The 17,961-nt window shown below is 58.7% G+C and carries 19 protein-coding genes and 5 tRNA genes; 12 read left to right on the top strand and 12 right to left on the bottom strand.

From position 1 onward, the window contains the following. Positions 1–4: 4 nt before the first annotated feature. Positions 5–304: a circadian clock KaiB family protein gene (locus L0Y14_RS13820; RefSeq protein ID WP_005959761.1), complete on the top strand. Its 300-nt coding sequence runs from the start codon at positions 5–7 to the stop codon at positions 302–304. On the opposite strand, the gene L0Y14_RS13825 is transcribed toward L0Y14_RS13820, so the two are convergent. Genes L0Y14_RS13825 through L0Y14_RS13840 form a run of 4 tightly spaced genes read right to left on the bottom strand, consistent with a single transcriptional unit; the run spans position 301 to position 1,861 of the window. Beyond that, positions 301–804 carry a DUF3106 domain-containing protein gene (locus L0Y14_RS13825; RefSeq protein ID WP_005959760.1) on the bottom strand — a complete coding sequence of 168 codons (504 nt, stop codon included), beginning with the start codon at positions 802–804 and terminating at the stop codon, positions 301–303. The two genes, L0Y14_RS13820 and L0Y14_RS13825, sit on opposite strands and share 4 nt — an antisense overlap. Further along, positions 797–994, bottom strand: coding sequence for a hypothetical protein (locus tag L0Y14_RS13830; protein ID WP_006474765.1), 198 nt, complete (start codon positions 992–994; stop codon positions 797–799). Before L0Y14_RS13830 ends, L0Y14_RS13825 begins: the two co-directional genes overlap by 8 nt. Further along, a complete protein-coding gene (locus L0Y14_RS13835; RefSeq protein WP_005959759.1) occupies positions 981–1,331 on the bottom strand; it encodes a hypothetical protein in 351 nt (116 codons plus the stop codon). Before L0Y14_RS13835 ends, L0Y14_RS13830 begins: the two co-directional genes overlap by 14 nt. Continuing rightward, positions 1,328–1,861 (bottom strand): RNA polymerase sigma factor, encoded by a 534-nt coding sequence (locus L0Y14_RS13840; protein ID WP_006474763.1) that lies wholly within the window; start codon positions 1,859–1,861, stop codon positions 1,328–1,330. Before L0Y14_RS13840 ends, L0Y14_RS13835 begins: the two co-directional genes overlap by 4 nt. A 247-nt stretch (positions 1,862–2,108) precedes the next feature. On the opposite strand from L0Y14_RS13840, the gene L0Y14_RS13845 reads away from it, so the two are divergent. The 4 genes from L0Y14_RS13845 (at position 2,109) to L0Y14_RS16725 (ending at position 4,311) form a co-directional block, all read left to right on the top strand. Further along, positions 2,109–2,435, top strand: a complete 327-nt coding sequence (locus L0Y14_RS13845; RefSeq protein WP_006474762.1) for a hypothetical protein — start codon at positions 2,109–2,111, stop codon at positions 2,433–2,435. A 432-nt stretch (positions 2,436–2,867) separates the two neighbouring features. After that, positions 2,868–3,122: a hypothetical protein gene (locus L0Y14_RS13850; protein ID WP_006474761.1), complete on the top strand. Its 255-nt coding sequence runs from the start codon at positions 2,868–2,870 to the stop codon at positions 3,120–3,122. A 3-nt stretch (positions 3,123–3,125) separates the two neighbouring features. Then, entirely contained in the window at positions 3,126–3,809 is a 684-nt protein-coding gene (locus L0Y14_RS13855; protein ID WP_040819559.1) for a hypothetical protein, read from the top strand. Positions 3,810–4,011: 202 nt separating this feature from the next. Then, positions 4,012–4,311, top strand: a complete 300-nt coding sequence (locus tag L0Y14_RS16725; RefSeq protein WP_420887024.1) for a hypothetical protein — start codon at positions 4,012–4,014, stop codon at positions 4,309–4,311. Here L0Y14_RS16725 and L0Y14_RS13860 read toward each other — a convergent pair. The 4 genes from L0Y14_RS13860 to L0Y14_RS13875 form a co-directional block, all read right to left on the bottom strand. Next, a tRNA-Lys gene (locus L0Y14_RS13860) sits at positions 4,270–4,345 on the bottom strand. The genes L0Y14_RS16725 and L0Y14_RS13860 overlap by 42 nt on opposite strands. A gap of 54 nt (positions 4,346–4,399) precedes the next feature. Then, positions 4,400–4,475: transfer RNA gene (locus L0Y14_RS13865), tRNA-His, on the bottom strand. 28 nt (positions 4,476–4,503) lie between these two features. Beyond that, a tRNA-Arg gene (locus tag L0Y14_RS13870) sits at positions 4,504–4,580 on the bottom strand. Between the two features lie 9 nt (positions 4,581–4,589). Continuing rightward, positions 4,590–4,666, bottom strand: a tRNA-Pro gene (locus tag L0Y14_RS13875). 174 nt (positions 4,667–4,840) lie between these two features. On the opposite strand from L0Y14_RS13875, the gene L0Y14_RS13880 reads away from it, so the two are divergent. Both L0Y14_RS13880 and L0Y14_RS13885 read left to right on the top strand, forming a co-directional pair. Next, positions 4,841–4,917, top strand: a tRNA-Arg gene (locus L0Y14_RS13880). 18 nt (positions 4,918–4,935) lie between these two features. Continuing rightward, entirely contained in the window at positions 4,936–5,385 is a 450-nt protein-coding gene (locus L0Y14_RS13885; protein ID WP_006474760.1) for a thermonuclease family protein, read from the top strand. Positions 5,386–5,398: 13 nt separating this feature from the next. Here the strand turns inward: L0Y14_RS13885 and L0Y14_RS13890 are convergent, their stop codons facing one another. Next, positions 5,399–5,620 carry a hypothetical protein gene (locus L0Y14_RS13890; protein WP_006474759.1) on the bottom strand — a complete coding sequence of 74 codons (222 nt, stop codon included), beginning with the start codon at positions 5,618–5,620 and terminating at the stop codon, positions 5,399–5,401. A gap of 171 nt (positions 5,621–5,791) precedes the next feature. On the opposite strand from L0Y14_RS13890, the gene L0Y14_RS13895 reads away from it, so the two are divergent. The 5 genes from L0Y14_RS13895 (at position 5,792) to L0Y14_RS13915 (ending at position 13,061) form a co-directional block, all read left to right on the top strand. Then, entirely contained in the window at positions 5,792–8,644 is a 2,853-nt protein-coding gene (locus L0Y14_RS13895; RefSeq protein ID WP_050799380.1) for a 2-oxoglutarate dehydrogenase E1 component, read from the top strand. Continuing rightward, entirely contained in the window at positions 8,641–9,813 is a 1,173-nt protein-coding gene (gene odhB / locus L0Y14_RS13900; protein ID WP_006474757.1) for a 2-oxoglutarate dehydrogenase complex dihydrolipoyllysine-residue succinyltransferase, read from the top strand. Before L0Y14_RS13895 ends, odhB begins: the two co-directional genes overlap by 4 nt. Positions 9,814–9,843: 30 nt before the next feature. Further along, positions 9,844–11,367 (top strand): fumarate hydratase, encoded by a 1,524-nt coding sequence (locus tag L0Y14_RS13905; protein ID WP_006474756.1) that lies wholly within the window; start codon positions 9,844–9,846, stop codon positions 11,365–11,367. Positions 11,368–11,371: 4 nt separating this feature from the next. Continuing rightward, complete coding sequence (locus L0Y14_RS13910; RefSeq protein WP_006474755.1) at positions 11,372–12,361, top strand: oxidoreductase; 990 nt, start codon at positions 11,372–11,374, stop codon at positions 12,359–12,361. An 82-nt stretch (positions 12,362–12,443) separates the two neighbouring features. Next, on the top strand, positions 12,444–13,061 hold the full coding sequence (locus tag L0Y14_RS13915; RefSeq protein WP_005959746.1) for a c-type cytochrome: 618 nt from the start codon (positions 12,444–12,446) through the stop codon (positions 13,059–13,061). 169 nt (positions 13,062–13,230) lie between these two features. Here the strand turns inward: L0Y14_RS13915 and L0Y14_RS13920 are convergent, their stop codons facing one another. From L0Y14_RS13920 to L0Y14_RS13930, 3 genes are read right to left on the bottom strand one after another with little or no spacing between them, the layout of a single operon-like run. Then, positions 13,231–13,710: a type IV pilin protein gene (locus L0Y14_RS13920; RefSeq protein WP_005959745.1), complete on the bottom strand. Its 480-nt coding sequence runs from the start codon at positions 13,708–13,710 to the stop codon at positions 13,231–13,233. Between the two features lie 19 nt (positions 13,711–13,729). Further along, positions 13,730–14,095 (bottom strand): hypothetical protein, encoded by a 366-nt coding sequence (locus L0Y14_RS13925; RefSeq protein WP_005959744.1) that lies wholly within the window; start codon positions 14,093–14,095, stop codon positions 13,730–13,732. Between the two features lie 41 nt (positions 14,096–14,136). Further along, entirely contained in the window at positions 14,137–17,955 is a 3,819-nt protein-coding gene (locus L0Y14_RS13930) for a pilus assembly protein (RefSeq protein ID WP_006474754.1), read from the bottom strand. Between the last annotated feature and the right edge of the window lie 6 nt (positions 17,956–17,961).

Raw genomic sequence — 17,961 nt, forward strand, 5'->3', positions numbered from 1 at the left:
CCCCATGAGCACGCATTATCTGTTGAAACTCTATGTCGCCAATGGCGACCCGGTGGTCGAGAAACTCGCCAGGGCCTTAAGTCATGCACTGGAGAAGTCCGAACTGGTGCAGTTTGACCTGCAGGTGACTGACATCCTCAAAGACGTACAAAAGGCCGTTGCCGACGGAGTGTTCGCCACCCCTACGCTGATCAGAGAGCTGCCGGCTCCCACCCAACGCCTGATCGGTGATCTGAGTGATCCCCACCACATCCTTCTGCTGCTGGGGCTGATTCAACAGGATTCACCGGGCCACAACGATTAAGGGAGGCTGCGCTTGATGCGCCGCTTGAAGGCTTTGCGCTGCTCTGGTGACATCCGCTGCACACGCTCCTGCAACCGCTTCTTGCGCTCCGGGGGGAGCTTGTTCCAGCGTTCACGCAGCTTCTTGCGCTTATCCGCTGGCAGCGCCTGGAACTGCCTGAAACTCTTCCGCAGGGCCTTCTTCTTCTCCGCAGGCAGTGCCCTGAAACGCTTGAGTTTCTGACGGATCTTTTTACGTTTTTCTGGGGAGAGATTTTGCCAACGCTTGAGACGTTTTTTGGCCCGCTTACGCTGTTCCGGTGTCATCTTCTGCCAGCGCTCAATGCCACGCAGCAGGTTTTCCCGACGCTTTTCTGGCAGAGCATCCCATTCGGACTGCAACGAGCCAAGCGCCTTTTGTTGCTCACCACTCAGCGCATCCCAACTCGGAGCCGCTGCCAGCGGAGCGGCACCACAACTCAAACAGAACAGCAGTGACAGAATCGTGCGTCGATTAATCATGGTCGTCTCTCACTGATACCGGAGCCATCTCTTCAATCTCATCTTCGATCATGTTGCGCTCCTCATCGTCGTAGCTGCCGAGAAACTCCAGCAACTCTAGCGCCGGCATCTCCTCCGCTCTGAGCGGTGTGACGATCAGCCAGCACGCCAGCACACAGACAATTTCAAGCTGCCACTCAACCCGTGCCACGTTCACTCTCCAGCCAGAGATAGAATTCCAGCTCACTGGAGAGCTCCAAATCCTCACTGCTGAGCAACTCCAGGTCATCCAGCAGCAACCCCTCATCAACAGCCACCGGTGTACCAACCCAAAGGTAGAGCACCAGCAGCGTGACCGAGGCGGTGGCCATGACTCCACCCAGCAGCGGGCTCTGCCACCAGACACGGGGTTGCGGCAGTGTCTCCAGGGCTGTGTGACGCATCTGCCGCAAACGCTCACGGGTGTCGCTGTCGAGCTGCTCCACGCCTTCATCAAGACGACGCTGCAATAACTGAATCAGCGCTTGTTCATCACTCTGTTTGTTCATCGATACACCTCCAGGTGCCCCCGCAAGGCCGCCAGCGCACGCGAATAGTGAGTCTTAACACTGCCCGCGGAACAGCCCATGGCATCGGCCGTGGCGGCAGTATCTAGCCCCTCCCAGGCGCGTAGCATAAACGCCTGTTGCTGGCGCAACGGCAGTCGTCTGAGCGCCAGCTCCAGGGTCTCGGCCAGCGCCTCCCGCTGCAACCCCCGCTCCGGCTGCTCACTGCGTGGGTCAGGCAGACTCTCCAGGGGCTCGCCCGCCACATCCTCCTCGTTGCCTATCTTCAGCCAGGTAAAGACCTTCTGGCGCACACTGCGACGGCGCTGCCAATCGCGGATCTGATTCTGCAGGATGCGGTGGAAGAGCGGCGCCCACTGCGCCTCGGGCCGGTCCGAATATTTCCGCACCAGCGCCAGCATCGCATCCTGCACGATGTCCAGAGCCTCTTCACGATTCCCTGTGGCGATTTCACTCATACGATAGGCGCGTCGTTCGACGCCCCCCAGAAACCGCTCCATTTCGGCGCGCATGGACCGTTAGGCTCCTCTTCTCTCTCGACATCCATTCTTCCCACATTCACCAGCGGGGATAGTGCCGGCACCATACTCCAACTGAACAAGCAACGGCTAGTGCTCCATCCCAAGGCATCTCTACCTCTAATAACGCGCCATTCATTCCACGGTTGACATGGGATGCCCCCTGAAAAAAACCTCAATACCCTGTCAACCTTTCAGTACATGCTGCGTTATCTGGAGTGAACCGTTACAGGAGTTATCCATGTGCAGAAAAATCCTCACCATCACTCTGTTAGGCTTGCTCAGCATCCTACCAGCAGCAGGGGCATCAGCCCCGCCACTCCACCAGCTTGATCCTGAAGCACGGAAGAACCTGTTTGAGCGATTCAAGGCGACCGAATCAGAGAGCCACCTGGAGCGGATAAAGATCCTGGAGAGCGCCGAGCAATGCATTCAACAGGCAGCAGATCGCCACGTCTATCGCGCCTGCGAACAAACGGAACGCGAGGCCAGAAAAGCCCTGCGCCAGCACATCAAAGCAGAACGACTGGAATTGCGCGAAGAGTTGGCAAGACTGCGTCAGCAGTAAGCTGGCAACAGGACGGATTGCACCTATCCGTAAAAAGGCACCAATCAATAGTGTCATTGACTCCGGGTAACATCCGGCGACTTTTATACTTGGAAGAGGCGACCAGCCAGCATTCGTTCCATTAAGGATGCTGTGCCCCTTAAGGAGCCTCTAATCAAGTCATGAACTCGTATTTTGGCAGCAAGATGTAGGTCCATGACTTGTTCAGAGGCTTCCTAGTCTATGCTCTCAGCCAGATTGATTCATTTGTAGATGTCACGAAAGAGATGTAAGTGTATCTACCAACTCGGAACCAAATTCCGATGATAGAGGCTCCTTAACAACACTATGCACTCGGACTCGGAACTTGCCCGATATAGTGGGCACCTCATTAATTCTGGAGAATTAGAGGTGAACCATAAGAAATGAGTATGGCGACAAGCGGGGACAATAATGGCAGATATGGACGATGATCGGATCGAACTTCTGGAACGGCAACTCGCCGAGAGGGTAACCGAACGGGTCCGTTCCGCATTATTCCGGCTCTATGCAACTGTTGGGTTGGCCGTTATCGGTGCGCTCGGATTCGTAAGCTGGGATATTGTTTCTGACATCAAGTCCGAGATTAAATCGGAGATCGCAGATTCAATCGACAAAGAAATAAAAGCCAAGCGTGCCGAAATCACAGAACGGGTGGCCGAGACTTGATTCATGGCCAAGCGTGCTAACCAAGTCATCCAGCGCCTAGAAAAACAGCTAGATGAATTCCAACCTCAGGCGGAAAACCTAGATGAGACTATTGAAAGGGTAAAAGCACTAAATGTTACTGCACAGAATCTAATAGCCATATATTCGCAAGAAATACAACCGCTTGCCTCAAGCGTAAAGTCCTTTTCAAGCCAACTGAAAGTGCTGGCGGAACAGGTGAATCAACTGAACACCATCACCACAGCCGCTGACTTTGGTTCCGAGAGTGAACTAGCACAAACACCAAATCAAAGAACCGCCGCTATTTTGACTGTAATTTCAGATGCCACGAAGGCAGAGCAGCGTCTCATACAGGCGCGCAACAAGACGACAGTGTTTTTCCAGTTCGCTGGAGGACATCGCGAACAGGCTGAGGCCCTGTCAGCCGCTCTAAAGGCAAAGGGCTACTATGTTCCTGGAGAGGACCGCGAAGGCGGGGCAGCCAGAAAGCATGAGGTCCGTTATTTCCATCTCGACGACAAGGAGACCGCAGAGCGCCTCGCGGATGAGGCCACCGCTGCCCTGCAAAGCTTAGGGTATTCTGATCACGACGTACTCAATGTCGTGGCGGAATCGTTCATCTCCTACCGCGGGAAGAAACCGCGTCCTGGCGTCGTTGAATTGTGGCTCGAAATTCCTCCAAGGTAGATTGGCGATGGAATGTCGACTAAATAGAGCAGCTTGTAAAACAATAAGGCGCTGAGGTTGAGGAGTTTTCCACCCGCAGGCTTTGGACCTATAGCCAGGAGCGGCTAAATATGATCTTGGGTAGGAGAACCGTGAAGGATAATCCTTCAGCTCTTGAGTCCGTTTACCTACACCCCAGATTCAGCTCTGTATCGTCCATCAGGTGCACCACTCCTTGCGTTACATCAACTGGAAGCAGCGCAAAAGAGTTGCTGCCAAGCCGCACTGGATTTACGCAACCGTAACATTGGCGAACACCGAACAAGTCCTCGATGCATTCGCCGATAAACGAGATGAGCACACCCGACTGTCAGCCAATCCTCGCACAGTAACTAGGAGCACAAGAACATATCCTTCGATCCCCCATCTCACAAAACAAAAAAGGCTTACATCAAAAAATGATGTAAGCCTTTTATTCTATTGGTGGGCCGTGAAGGATTCGAACCTTCGACCAATGGATTAAGAGTCCACTGCTCTACCAACTGAGCTAACGGCCCAATAAGCTGAATATTCTAACGGTTCGCAGCGTAGCTGAAAGCCGTATTGTCACCTGGGGTGGACGATGGGTCTCGAACCCACGACCGCCGGAATCACAATCCGGAGCTCTACCAACTGAGCTACGTCCACCATAAAACTGTCGTCGCCTGGAGTGAACTGGCACGCCCGGCAGGACTCGAACCTGCTACCCTCGGCTTAGAAGGCCGATGCTCTATCCAGATGAGCTACGGGCGCAGAGTTAATTGGTCGGGGTAGAGAGATTCGAACTCCCGACATCCTGCTCCCAAAGCAGGCGCGCTACCAGACTGCGCTATACCCCGAATCCTGGGCCTTGCCTCACAACCCACCCAGGGAGCGCGAAGAGCCGGCATCATACTGATCTGACTCGACCAGGTCAAATCTGTTTTTACTAGCCGCATCGGAATCTCTTTTTTCGGGCTTGCCCGATCACCTACCGCACGATAAACTACTGTTTCTTCTGATAATTGTTGCCTGCCCTCGTAGCTCAGCAGGATAGAGCAATCGCCTCCTAAGCGATAGGTCAGAGGTTCGAATCCTCTCGAGGGCGCCAATCTAAGGCTGAAGCGACATGCATCTTTTTTTGCTCTTTCTCCTGCTGCCGCCCGGGCTGGTCGCAGCAGAGACATCTGCCAGCATCACCGGCCAGGTCATCGCTGTCGAGAGCGGCAACCAGCTGCACCTTTCGACTCAAGATGGCCGGCAGCGCATTATTCTGCTGGCTCATATCGAACCACCAACCACCTCCCACTCGGCCAACAACGCCCGCAAGCTGCTCCAGACACTGGTCGCTGGACGTTTTGTCACGGTCATCTACTCATCGCTGATGCCAGACGGCGCGCTGCTGGGAACGCTGTTTCATGGGGGAGCTGAGATTAATCTGCGAATGGTCCAGGCGGGACTTGCCAGATTTGTACCGGATTCGACGCTCGATCCAGCCCACGCTCGGCGTTATCGGCAGGCTGAGTCACGGGCACGTCAGTACGGTATGGGAATCTGGAAATCGGGGCGCAGGCGCTAGCAAAAACAGGGGGTTATCCAGCGCGCTCCGAGTCTCCGCGCAACCGGTCAATCATCTCCTGCAGTGAATCACACAACGCCAGATAGGCCTTGCGCTGGGCAACTTCATAAGCGGTACTAGGCTCTCCCACCAATTCGAGGCGAGCCTCAAAAAACGCCACATCGGCCTCCAGCGCAGCGGGATTAAGCCGCACCCAGGAGGCATCCGCAACGCCCGGTTTCTTCTTCTCAGACACCTGCCCCACCGTTGGCAGCACATGCAATTCGTCTATACATTACAGGAGCGGTTCCTATTTTTTCAGCAGCCCGACCCGTCCAAACCATGTTCGATCCCTGTGCTAACATCCTAACCAATAGGCGACAGCAAAACGCGGCATTATACCCATTTCCAGCCTTTTCATGCCGAGATTTGTCATTTGTTCACACAACTCCAAATCGATTCTGCTTACTCCGGTGCCAATGCAGCATTTATCGAGGCTCTATACGAAGAGTATCTTCGTGACCCGGAGAGCGTACCAGAGGACTGGCGAAGCCGGTTCGCACGGCTGAATAGACGCGAAGAGGTCGACACTCCGCACGCCCCAGTCCGCGAGACCTTTCGCAAACTAGCTCGCGAGCGCGCCAACACCAGCTCAGCCCAACACTGCCTGTCGCCACTAGCGGCAGAACAGCAGACCGCAGTGCTCAGACTGATCAACGGCTACCGGGTGCGCGGTCATCAGAACGCCAACCTCGATCCACTCAAACTGCGCCCCCAACCCGCGGTCCCCGACCTCGACCCGGCCTTCCTGCAACTCGACCGGCTCGATCCCGCCACCCACTTCAACACCGGCTCCCTGGCGGCCCCCGACCGGATGCCGCTGAAACAGATCATCGAGCTAGTCCGGCGCGTCTACTGCGGCACCATCGGTGCGGAGTACATGCACATCACCAACACCCACGAGAAGCGTTGGATTCAGGAGCGTATCGAGGGCCGCCCCCGAATCGAGGGGGCCAGTGTCGATGAGAAACGCTGGCTACTGACCCTGCTCACCGCCGCCGAGGGGATCGAAAAACACCTCCACTCCCGCTACGTGGGGCAGAAGCGTTTCTCCCTCGAAGGCGGCGAGAGCCTGATCCCGCTGCTCGATGAGCTGATCCAGCACGCCGGGCGCAATGGAGTCGAAGAGACAGTGATCGGCATGGCCCATCGCGGCCGGATCAACGTGCTGACCAACATCCTCGGCAAGCCGCCACAGGAGATCTTCGACGAGTTCGAAGGCCGCATTGAGCGTGACCCAGCGCGCTACGTCGGTGACGTCAAATACCACCAGGGCTTCTCCACCGACATCGACACCCCCGGCGGCATCGTACATATCGCCCTCGGCTTCAACCCCTCCCATCTGGAGATCATCAACCCGGTGATCGAGGGCTCGGTGCGCGCCCGTCAGCAGCGCCGCGGCGATCGCAAGGGCGAACAGGTGCTGCCGGTGCAGATCCACGGCGACTCTGCCTTCGCCGGCCAAGGGGTGGTGATGGAGACCCTCAACCTCTCCCAGACCCGCGGCTTTAGCACCGGCGGCACCGTCCACATCATCATCAACAACCAGATCGGCTTCACCACCAGCAATCCCCTCGACACCCGCTCCACCCTCTACTGCACCGATGTAGCAAAGATGGTGCAGGCTCCCATCTTCCACGTGAATGGCGATGACCCGGAGGCGGTACTGTTTGTCACCCGACTGGCGCTCGACTTCCGTTTCCGCTTCAACAAGGACGTGCTGATCGACATGGTCTGCTACCGTCGCCTCGGCCACAATGAAGCGGACGAACCGGCGGTCACCCAGCCGGAGATGTATAAGAAGATCCGCCGCCATCCCACGGTGCGCGAGATCTACACTCAGCAACTGATAGCCGACAGCATCATCAGCCCATCCCAGGCCCAGGCAATGGTGGAAAACTATCGCAAATCACTGGAGCAGGGACGGGTGGTATCCCGCCCGGTGATCTGCGCGGTGAAGAACCGCTTTGCGGTGGACTGGAGGCATTTTCACAGTGTGGCCTGGACCTGCCCAGCCACGACCTCACTACCGACAGAGCAGTTCAAATCCCTCGCTCAGCGACTGCTCGAACTTCCCAGCGGGTTTGAACTGCACCCCCGAGTGGAGAAGATCTGGCGCGAGCGCCAGCGCATGGCCAACGGCGACCAGCTGATCGACTGGGGCTTCGGTGAGACCCTCGCCTACGCCTCGCTGCTCACCGAGGGCTGCCCGGTGCGCCTCTCCGGTCAGGATGCAGGGCGTGGCACCTTTTTTCACCGCCACGCGGTGATCCATAATCAGGTCGACGGCACTCCCCATATCCCCCTGCAGCATCTGGCCGACGACCAGGCAAACTTTCTGGTGATCGACTCACTGCTCTCGGAGGAGGCGGTGCTCGGCTACGAGTATGGCTACGCCACCGCCGAGCCTAACGCCCTGACCCTGTGGGAGGCCCAGTTCGGCGACTTCGCCAACGGCGCCCAGGTGGTGATCGACCAGTTCATCTCCTCCGGCGGCGAGAAGTGGGGGCTGCTGTGCGGCCTGGTGATGCTGCTGCCCCACGGCTACGAAGGCCAGGGCGCAGAACACTCCTCGGCCCGCCTGGAGCGCTATCTGCAGCTCTGCGCCAACGCCAACATGCAGGTCTGCGTGCCGACCACGCCAGCGCAGATATTTCATATGCTGCGGCACCAAATCCTGCGCCCGTTCCGTCATCCGCTGATCGTGATGACACCGAAGAGCCTGCTACGCCACCGGCTCGCCACCTCCCCGATCCAGGCCTTTACCGAAGATGGCTTCCTCAACGTCATCGGCGAGATCGACGCAATCGACCCTGAATCAGTCAAGCGCATCGTGCTCTGCGCTGGGAAGCTCTATTATGAACTGCTGGAGACGCGCCGTTCCCGCGGCATCACCGACACCGCCATCATCCGCATCGAACAACTCTATCCCTTCCCCAGCGACGATTTCGCCCAAGCCATTGCCCCCTATCGAAACGCTGAGGAGCTAATCTGGTGCCAGGAGGAGCCGCTCAACCAGGGCGCCTGGAATCAGATCAAACACCGCTTTGCTGAGCAGGTTGCCGCTGGGCTGCGGCTCTGGTTTGTCGGCCGCCCACGCACCGCCGCACCGGCAGTGGGCTACCGCCCGGTGCATGTACAGCAGCAGCAGACCCTGATCGACGAGGCCCTCACAGGCCGCATCAACCCCGAGATGAATCCCATGGTGAATCAACTATGAGCCGAGAACTCCTGGTCCCCGAACTGCCCGAATCGGTGGCCGATGCCACCATCCTCAGCTGGCACAAACAACCGGGCGAGGCGATTACAGAGGGCGAATCCCTGGTCGACCTGGAGACCGACAAGGTAGTGCTCGAGGTGCCCTCCCCTGCCAGCGGCATACTCAGCGAGATTCGTGTTGCCGAGGGAGAGACGGTCAAGGCCAACGAGCTGCTAGCACTGATCGAGGTTGGCGAGTCAGCCGTCAGCAGCAAGGCTGAAACACCAATCAGCGAAGAGGAGCCGGCACTCTCCCCCGCGGTGCGCCGCCTGATCAATGAGCATCGGCTCGATTTTCATCAGATCACAGGCTCAGGCAAGCATGGGCGGATACTCAAGAGTGACGTGGAGGCCCACCTTGCAGCCAGTCGCCAGAGCGCCCCGCCTGCGCTAGCGGACTCCCACGAGACACTCGACATAATCGACAACGACCGGCCGGAGCAGCGGGTGGCAATGACCCGGCTACGTCAGCGAATCGCAGAGCGGCTGCTGCAGGTGCAGCAGAGCGCCGCCATCCTCACCACCTTCAACGAGGTCAACCTGCAGACCGTCACCGAGCTGCGCGCCCGCTACCGGGAGCGCTTCGAACAACAGCACGAGGTGCGCCTCGGCTTCATGTCGTTCTTCGTCCGCGCGGCGGTAGAGGCACTGAAACAGTTCCCGGTGGTAAACGCCTCAGTGGACGGTAGCGACATCATCTACCACGGCTACTACGATATCGGCATCGCGGTCGCCTCACCGCGTGGCCTGGTGGTACCAATCCTGCGCAATGCCGATCAGCTCAGCTTTGCGCAGATCGAAAAGGGCATCAAGGCGTTCGGTCATAAGGCCAAGAGCGGCACCCTGAGCTTTGATGAACTCTCCGGCGGCACCTTCTCCATCACCAACGGTGGGGTGTTCGGCTCGATGCTCTCGACACCGATCCTCAACCCACCGCAGAGCGCAATCCTCGGCATGCATGTGATCCAGCAGCGGCCGGTGGCGGAGAACGGTAAGGTGGTGATCCGGCCGATGATGTATCTGGCACTCTCCTACGACCACCGCATCATCGATGGCAGCGAGGCGGTGCAGTTCCTGGTCACCATCAAACAACATCTGGAAGATCCGGCCAGGCTGCTGTTGCAGGTATAATGCGTCCATTCGCACAACAGGAGCCGTCGCATGACCACTATCCGCCAGGAAGACTTCATCCAGAGCATCGCCGACGCGCTGCAGTTCATCTCCTACTACCACCCCGCTGACTTTCTGCACGCCTTGGGCGAGGCCTGGGAGCGGGAGGAGTCCCCCGCCGCCAAAGATGCGATGGCGCAGATCCTGGTCAACTCACGGATGTGCGCCGAGGGCCACCGGCCAATCTGCCAGGATACCGGCATGGCCGTGGTGTTTCTCAAGATCGGCATGGAACTGCAGTGGGATGCGCAGATGAGCGTGGAAGCGATGGTCAACGAAGGGGTACGGCGCGCCTACAGCCACCCCGACAACCTGCTCCGCTACTCCATGGTCACAGACCCCGCCGGCGCCCGCACCAATACCAAGGACAACACCCCAGCGATCATCCACATGGAGCTGGTTCCCGGCGACAAACTGGAGGTGAAGCTGGCGGCGAAGGGGGGCGGCTCGGAGAACAAGAGCCGCTTTGCGGTGCTCACCCCCTCTGCCTCGGTGGTCGACTGGGTGCTGGAGCAGGTGCCACTGATGGGGGCCGGCTGGTGCCCACCGGGGATGCTCGGCATCGGCATCGGCGGCTCGGCAGAGAAGGCGATGCTGCTGGCGAAGGAGTCGCTGATGGCGCCGATCAACATCCACGAACTGCAGGCGCGTGGGCCCGCCAACCGCGCCGAGGAGCTGCGCCTGGAGCTGCATGAGAAGATCAATGCGCTGGGCATCGGCGCCCAGGGACTAGGCGGACTAACCACGGTGCTGGACGTAAAGGTCAGCGACTACCCCACTCACGCCACCTCGCTGCCGGTGGCGATCATCCCCAACTGCGCCGCCACCCGGCATATCGAGTTCACCCTCGATGGCTCTGGCCCGGCCGAGCTGACCCCACCCCGAGCGGAGGATTGGCCCGCGGTCACCTGGGAGGCCTCCGACGACGCCCGCCGGGTCGATCTCAACAACCTGACCAAGGCAGAGATCGCCGACTGGCGGCCCGGCGAGCGCATCCTGCTCTCCGGCAAGCTGCTCACCGGCCGCGACGCCGCCCACAAGCGCATCGCTGATTTGCTAACCAGGGGCGAACCGCTACCCGATGGAGTCGACCTGCGGAACCGTTTCATCTACTACGTCGGCCCGGTTGATCCGGTGGGCGACGAGGTGGTCGGCCCCGCCGGTCCCACCACCGCCAGCCGCATGGACAAATTCTCCGAGATGATGCTGGGCGAGTTGGGGCTGATCGGCATGGTCGGCAAGTCGGAGCGCGGCCCGAGTGGTATCGAGTCGATCAAAAAGCACCAGGCGGTCTATCTGATGGCGGTGGGCGGCGCCGCTTATCTGGTCTCCAAGGCGATCCGCAGCTCGCGCCTGGTCGCCTTCGAGGAACTCGGCATGGAGGCGATCCGCGAGTTCGAGGTGAAAGACTTCCCGGTCACCGTGGCGGTGGATAGCCGGGGTGAGTCAGTCCATACCAGCGGCCCTGCCGAGTGGCGGGCGCGGATCGGCAAGATCCCAGTGATTGAGGAGTAGCAAGATGCCCCACTACAACGCCTTCCGCATCCACAACGATCAGGGTAAACACAGCGCCGGCATCGAGCAGCTCGAGGTGGTCGAACCCGAGCAAGGCGAGATCCTGATCCGCACCCGTTACTCCAGTATCAACTACAAAGATGCCCTGGCAGGTACCGGGCGCGGCAAGATCCTGCACCATTTCCCGCTCACCGGCGGCATCGACAGCTGTGGCGAGGTGGCACAGTCGAACGATCCGCGCTTCAGCGAGGGGGACGAGGTGATCGTCACCGGCTATGGCCTCTCCGCCACCGACGACGGCGGCTATGCCGAATACCTGAAGGTTCCAGCAGAGTGGGCGGTGCCCATGCCGGAGGGATTGGGGCCTCTCGAGTCGATGGCGCTGGGCACTGCTGGCTTCACCGCCGCGCTGGCGCTGCACCGCATGGAGGCCAACGGTCAGACCCCGGAGATGGGGCCGATCCTGGTCACCGGCGCCAGCGGTGGGGTTGGCAGCCTGGCGGTGAATATCTTCGACGGCGAAGGCTATGCGGTGACGGCTGTCAGCGGCAAGCCGCAGCAGCATGCCTGGCTGGAGCATCTGGGCGCCAGCGAGGTAATCACCCGCGAGCAGTTGCAACTGGGGCATCATGCCTTGGAGAAAGGGGTCTGGAGCGGAATTGTCGACACGGTGGGCGGTGCCATGCTCTCCGGCCTGACCCGGTCGGTGCGGCCCTGGGGCTCCATTGCTGCCATTGGTCTGGCCGGCGGCCACGAACTCAATACCACGGTGATGCCGTTCATTCTCCGTGGTATCAGCCTGCTCGGCATCAACAGCGCTGACTGCCCCTATTCGATTCGCGAAGAGATCTGGCAACGGCTTGCCACAGACCTGCACCCGCGCCATCTGGAGGATATTGTCGGCCAGGTTGTAACTCTGGAAGAGCTGCCCAAAATCTTCGAAAAGATGCTCAATGGCGAGACCCACGGACGCACACTGGTTCAAACAAATTGAGACTAATCAACAATCAGAGGGAATTTTTAAGTATACTACTACCCTTAAAGTAGTAGAGTGGAGTCCATGACCAAGCAGTACCATGATCAGGATAAAACCGAACATCGCTGTCGTCAGCACCCTGTTGCTGCTGGCCTCAATACCCATCACCACTCAGGCAGACCTGCCCGCACTCACTGATAAGTGTCTAGAGTGCCACGGCACAGCAGGTAACAGCGATCGCCCCCAGATCCCATCGATTGCTGGCTTCTCCACCAACAACCTGCTCGACTCCCTGCTCTCTTACAAGTATGGCGACCGGAAGGGAAAGAGCATTCAAACCCCCCACCTGGGCAAGACCGACATGAACCGGGTCACCCAATCCCTGAGGCCGGAAGAGATCAAAGCGCTGGGTGAGTTTTTTGCCAAGCAGCCATTCAGGCCAGCAACACAGAAGTATGACGCGGATCTGGCTGCGCTGGGCGCGCGTATCCACGAAGAGAAGTGCGAAGAGTGCCACCATGATGGCGGCGCCTTTCCTGAGGACGACACCGGTATCATCGCCGGTCAGTGGAAACCCTATCTGGAGCGGCAGTTCGAGCTGTTCATCGCAAACGCACGCCCAACCACCAAAAAGATGGCGCGCCGCTTCAACACACTCGATGAGAGCGACCGGCGCGCCTTGGTTGAATTCTATGCCAGCCGCCAACAGATCAACTGAGGTCTATAACACCGCATCGGGCTGCGGGTCACCCTCTTCCCAACCCGGCAATTGAACATGGCACATGTATAGGTTGGGCTGCGCCCAACACCATCCTTGATTCAATCTATGATACGCGGCGGCCACCAGCCGCCCTATATCTGAGCCCGGCGGCCCTCACCCTAAGGCCCTACCAGCACCTGGCCGTATTGTCATCGCCAGCACTATTCGTCGCCGACTTGGCCCCCGTCTCAGTGATCGTGAAGGTATCGCAGTCAGTATCGCCGCTATCTCCCGCCTGGGCACCGACACGAGTAGCGGTGATGCTGTAGTCGGGAGTGGCAGCATCCCCATCGGGATCAAGGGTGATGCTGAAACTGTAGTAGTCAGGATTGCCATCCACATCGTTATCGTAATCGAGTTCGCTCATGATCTTGGTGAATTCGTTGCCCAGAGCCACCTGAGAGGCATAGCTGCCGTTCAGAGCGTAGAAGCGTTCTTCCGCCATCGCCAACCGCATCAGGCCGCTGCGCGCATCCACCCGGCGGGCCTTCTGCAACTGTTCGCTGTAGAGCGGATAGCCAATGCCCACCAGAATCACCAGCACCGCAATGGTGATCATCAGTTCGATCAGGGTGAAGCCCTGGTTGGCGCGATCAAATCTCATCATTGTCTCTCCTTATCCCGGCCTATTGGCGGCGGATCTCCAGCACTTCCCGCAGGCCATTTTTATCTTCTCCACGAGTCACCAGGGCCTTGATCGCTTCACCCTGACGCAGGTCAGAGAGCAGCCCCAGCTTCTTCGATGTGCCCACCACCCTGAGCTTTCTCGACATAGAAAAGACGGTATCATCAATCCAGATCCGTCGTCTCTTGAGGTTAACCCCATCAAAGGGACCAGAGATCTCGACTCCCTGCGCCGCAGGCATACCCGGCATGCCTGCCATGGGCCTGACCGCATAGTTGCCTGCCACAGCAGGCAACGCCGCACTCATCAGCAAGGCCGCCGCCAGCAGCCAGCAGCCTCGGCCTATTCTGCGCTTATTGCCATTCATGTGCTTCTCCTATCCAACTGGCCCGATGCCGGCCAAGCAGATCAAAACTGGTAGTGGGCCCAGGATGAGCGGGTGCCTGTACTGCTGCCACCCTGCACATCCATCGAATCGACGGTCACATTGTCGCTACCACCACCGCCTCCGCCACCATTAGCATCATTTTGCTCCCGGTCGGTGGGCAGCTCGATAGTGCCCTCCTCACCGGGACCCGACTTCACGATCGAGGGCTGCCACCAGATATTGTCAGACTTCACACCTGCCACCTCTCTGCCGTTCACCGTGTCTTCCGCGCCATAATTGCTGTTACCCGAGACATCGAGGGCTACAAAACTAGGCTCACCGCCACTGGCAAGATCATGCACCATCAACCAGCTGTAGCCAGCACCGGTGCCGCATAGATTCTCCGCCGGCACAAGGGTGGTATAGAAAACCAGATCACCGAAGATGCCTGGATTGACAATGACCCGCTCTCTACTGTTGGAGGAGGCTGTGTTGAAATCGACATACCAGCCCTTCTTTGTATCATAATCGACCGGATTGCTGCTCAGCAGGCGCACCGTCAACTCAACGGCATCCGCCCCCTCACCGAAGGTTTGCAGGGACTCTTCAAGGGTCTGCTCGATCAGTTGGTCTCTTGAATTGGTCAGGACCCCGTCCAAACCCAGAGTGCCGACGCTCGCACCCGCATCCCAGACACCGTAGAAGCTCTGCACACCGGTGCTGCTGGGGTCACCCTCCGCGACATACTGACCAGTACCGATGAACACCATCACGTTGGGCTCGGTGGAGAGGCCCCGTTCGGTTGGGTGGAAAGCCACCGCCGGCTGGGTGGTGATCGGTTGTCTGTTACCGAATTCATCCTGAGCGCTGAACAGCCGGTAGTGTTGATCCGCATCATCCCAGCGGGCCGAGGTGGCATTGGAGATATCGAACACCCAGAGATTGCCATGCAGATCACCAACATAGACCCGGTCGGCAATACCATCGCCGTTCAGATCGATCACCGACGGGGTGGAGAGACCGTTGCAGTCACTGGCCGCACTCTGGCAATCACCATTGACGATCGACCCCACTCCGGTGTCGATCACAATCTCTGATGGTAAAGCGTTGTCGAGGAACTTGATAAACAGTTTGGCCCTGCCATCAGATGCTGGTCCCGGCTCATAGCCACTGCCGAAGATGACCGCCCAGCGTCCAGTATTCACCCCATCCACAATGGGTCCGTTGGTCTTGACGATGGTCGGTTCGCTGTAGGTATAGCCCAGATCATCATGGGTGAACTCCCAAAGCACATTCGCTGCAGCGCCGGCAGTAGTAGTGAACTCACTGGGATCGGAGACATCCAGGGCGAAAAAGCCACGACCACCACCGCGCAACCCACCCACCAGAATGGTGTGCCAACTCGCACCAGCACCATCACCGGTATCGATGAACACATCCGCCACCGTCGGCGTCATATCGACATAGTAGCGGTGGCTATAGCCCTGCTCAGCCAGCCAATGCAGCCCTTTACCGGTCGCGCTGGAGAACAGCTGCTGCGGAAAGTAACCGAACACCTCCTCACCATCCTCTGCACGGAAGCCGTGCAGCATGCCGTCATTGGCCCCCACATAGACCATCGGGATACGATTGGCTGCATCAACATTTGCCCACTGATAGTAGGAGTTAACACCGCCACCCTCTATGCCGTCGGGATAGAGCCCAGGATTGGGGGCTCCAACAAACACCGGCGAGGAGTGGATGATGTCACCGAGCAGACCGCCGCGCGCGCGGAACTGGCCGCTACTGTCACCTTCGTTGGCGGTTGCTCCAGCCAGATAGGCAACCAGACTCTCGCCAAACGCTTGTTCATCGGCAAAACTGGAGCGATCGGTATCGGCCGCCAGGATATCGGCCACCTGGGCAGCGGTCATCTCGTTTGCTGCCGGTGCGGTATAGTCCGCCGGAAAGGCAAACGGGATACCACCGGTGTCATTGCGAGTGATCAGCACCCGTGGTGAAGCACGGTTTGCCAGCAGCTCATGGGCAGCCCAGACATCCGCCCCCACACCATTGGCATCGATAACGGCGGCATAGAGTTCGCCACTCCAATCTGATGAGTTGAAGCGCCCCTGAAAGATCCTGCCACCACCGCTGACATCCACCGTGTCCACCGCCACCGCTGCCGCCGAAGAGGAGTCGCGGGAGGTGATCTCCTGAATCGCCCGGTTGAGGCTGGCGATCAGGTCTTCGGGATTCTTCGCATTGAGATAAAGGCCACGACCGTTCCAGGCGGCGTGCAGCATGTCATCCACGGCGGTGCTTGTATCGCCGACAGCCTCCGGCCAGCCGGTGGCGAGAGTCGGGTCGCACTCGCTGGGCCAGTTCTGGGTGGCCAGGCTGTCGGTACGGTTACCGGGCAGACAGTCGCTGCCATCTGCCTTTTTCAAGGGGATGTTGCCGGTGACGCCAAAGGCCACCGTGAAGGTCACCAGATGTTGTTGTGGATTACTGTCCGTACCAATATCGAGATCAACCTCACCCACATTATTGGCAAGATTCCCGTTCAGATCCCGCTCATAGTAGTGCATGGCGACATCAGCCAGGGTGTTGCTGAAGGCATCGCCATAGGAGGCCTGATCATAGCCTCCAGGCACACCATCATTGTCGGCATTGCCCACGCCGGGGTCATCCCCGTTCCAGAAGCCATCGGAGAGCAGCACTGCAAAATTCTGCTGGCAGGTGCCGCCCAGATCGGCCTTTAAGATCGGCGAAAAGCCGTTGGCGCTGTTTGGATCATCACCCAGCGTGAAGCCAAACAGATCTCTATCTGCCCCGCTTGAGCCGATGAAATACTCACCGACCCGGGCCAAGCCGCGGCGCAGCGGTGTCGAACCACCGACTCGGCCGCGCAGCAGGTTCGCCATGATCTGAGCCTTGTTGGCCGTCTCGGTGGCATTATTATCGGGGTTGGTAAACGTATCCACCGAGGCGACCGGGGTGCCTACCTCACGTGAACCACTGCCCGGCACACTATCGTTCTGATTGATCAGCCCCAAGCCGAGGCGAGCCCGCGAATCTTCGATCACCTCGGAGATCGCCCGCTTCATTACATAGTGGCGTTTACGATAGTAGCTAAACCAATTAGCGAAATTGGTCTGCTGCTCAGCGGTGAGATCGGTATTGACCCAGACCCTCGCGTTATCGTCAGCAATGGGGCACTCACCCTCGTCATACTCCCCATCACCATCTGCATCGTTCCAAGGGTAGTAGAAGACACCGCCGGGGTTGAATTCGCTGGTCAGGTCGCACGTATAGCCCGCATTACCTGTAGTATCTTTGATGTCTTTGGCGCTACCAGCGAATGAAAAGTTATTGCTGGTCGACTCACAGCTTAGGCCGGCCCTGGCCTCACCGGTAAAGGGGTGGATCCGGGCATTGGTGATCGACTGGTCGGTGAAGGCGTTTCCATCGATATCGACACCACGCCAAGGGGTATAGGTCTTACTCGGATCATAGGCCATGACGTTGAAGCCGGCGCACAGGGTTAGTTTGGCGTACTCCCGCTCCGTAGCGCTAAACGAATCATGGTAAGGATTGAAACGGATGTTGTAGCGGTTGTAAGTACGGGGTGACCACCTGTTGGTATCGACTCCCTCCCGAAACAACACTTCCCAACTCATACTTCCCGAGTCGTCGAGCATGAAGAAGATATTCGGCTGCACTGATTGCGCCAGAAACAGTGGAACCTGCGCCAGCGGACCGGGGGCCGCCTGCCCTTGGCTGCTGCAGATCACCAACAGTGCGGCGCCAGCCAGACGCGAAAAACGGCGTGCGGAAACGGCCCGCCAGCTTGGTCGATAGGTCTGTCTGCTTTTCATTCCGCC

It is taken from the genome of Candidatus Endoriftia persephonae (assembly GCF_023733635.1).
Taxonomy (GTDB): Bacteria; Pseudomonadota; Gammaproteobacteria; order Chromatiales; family Chromatiaceae; genus Endoriftia; species Endoriftia persephonae.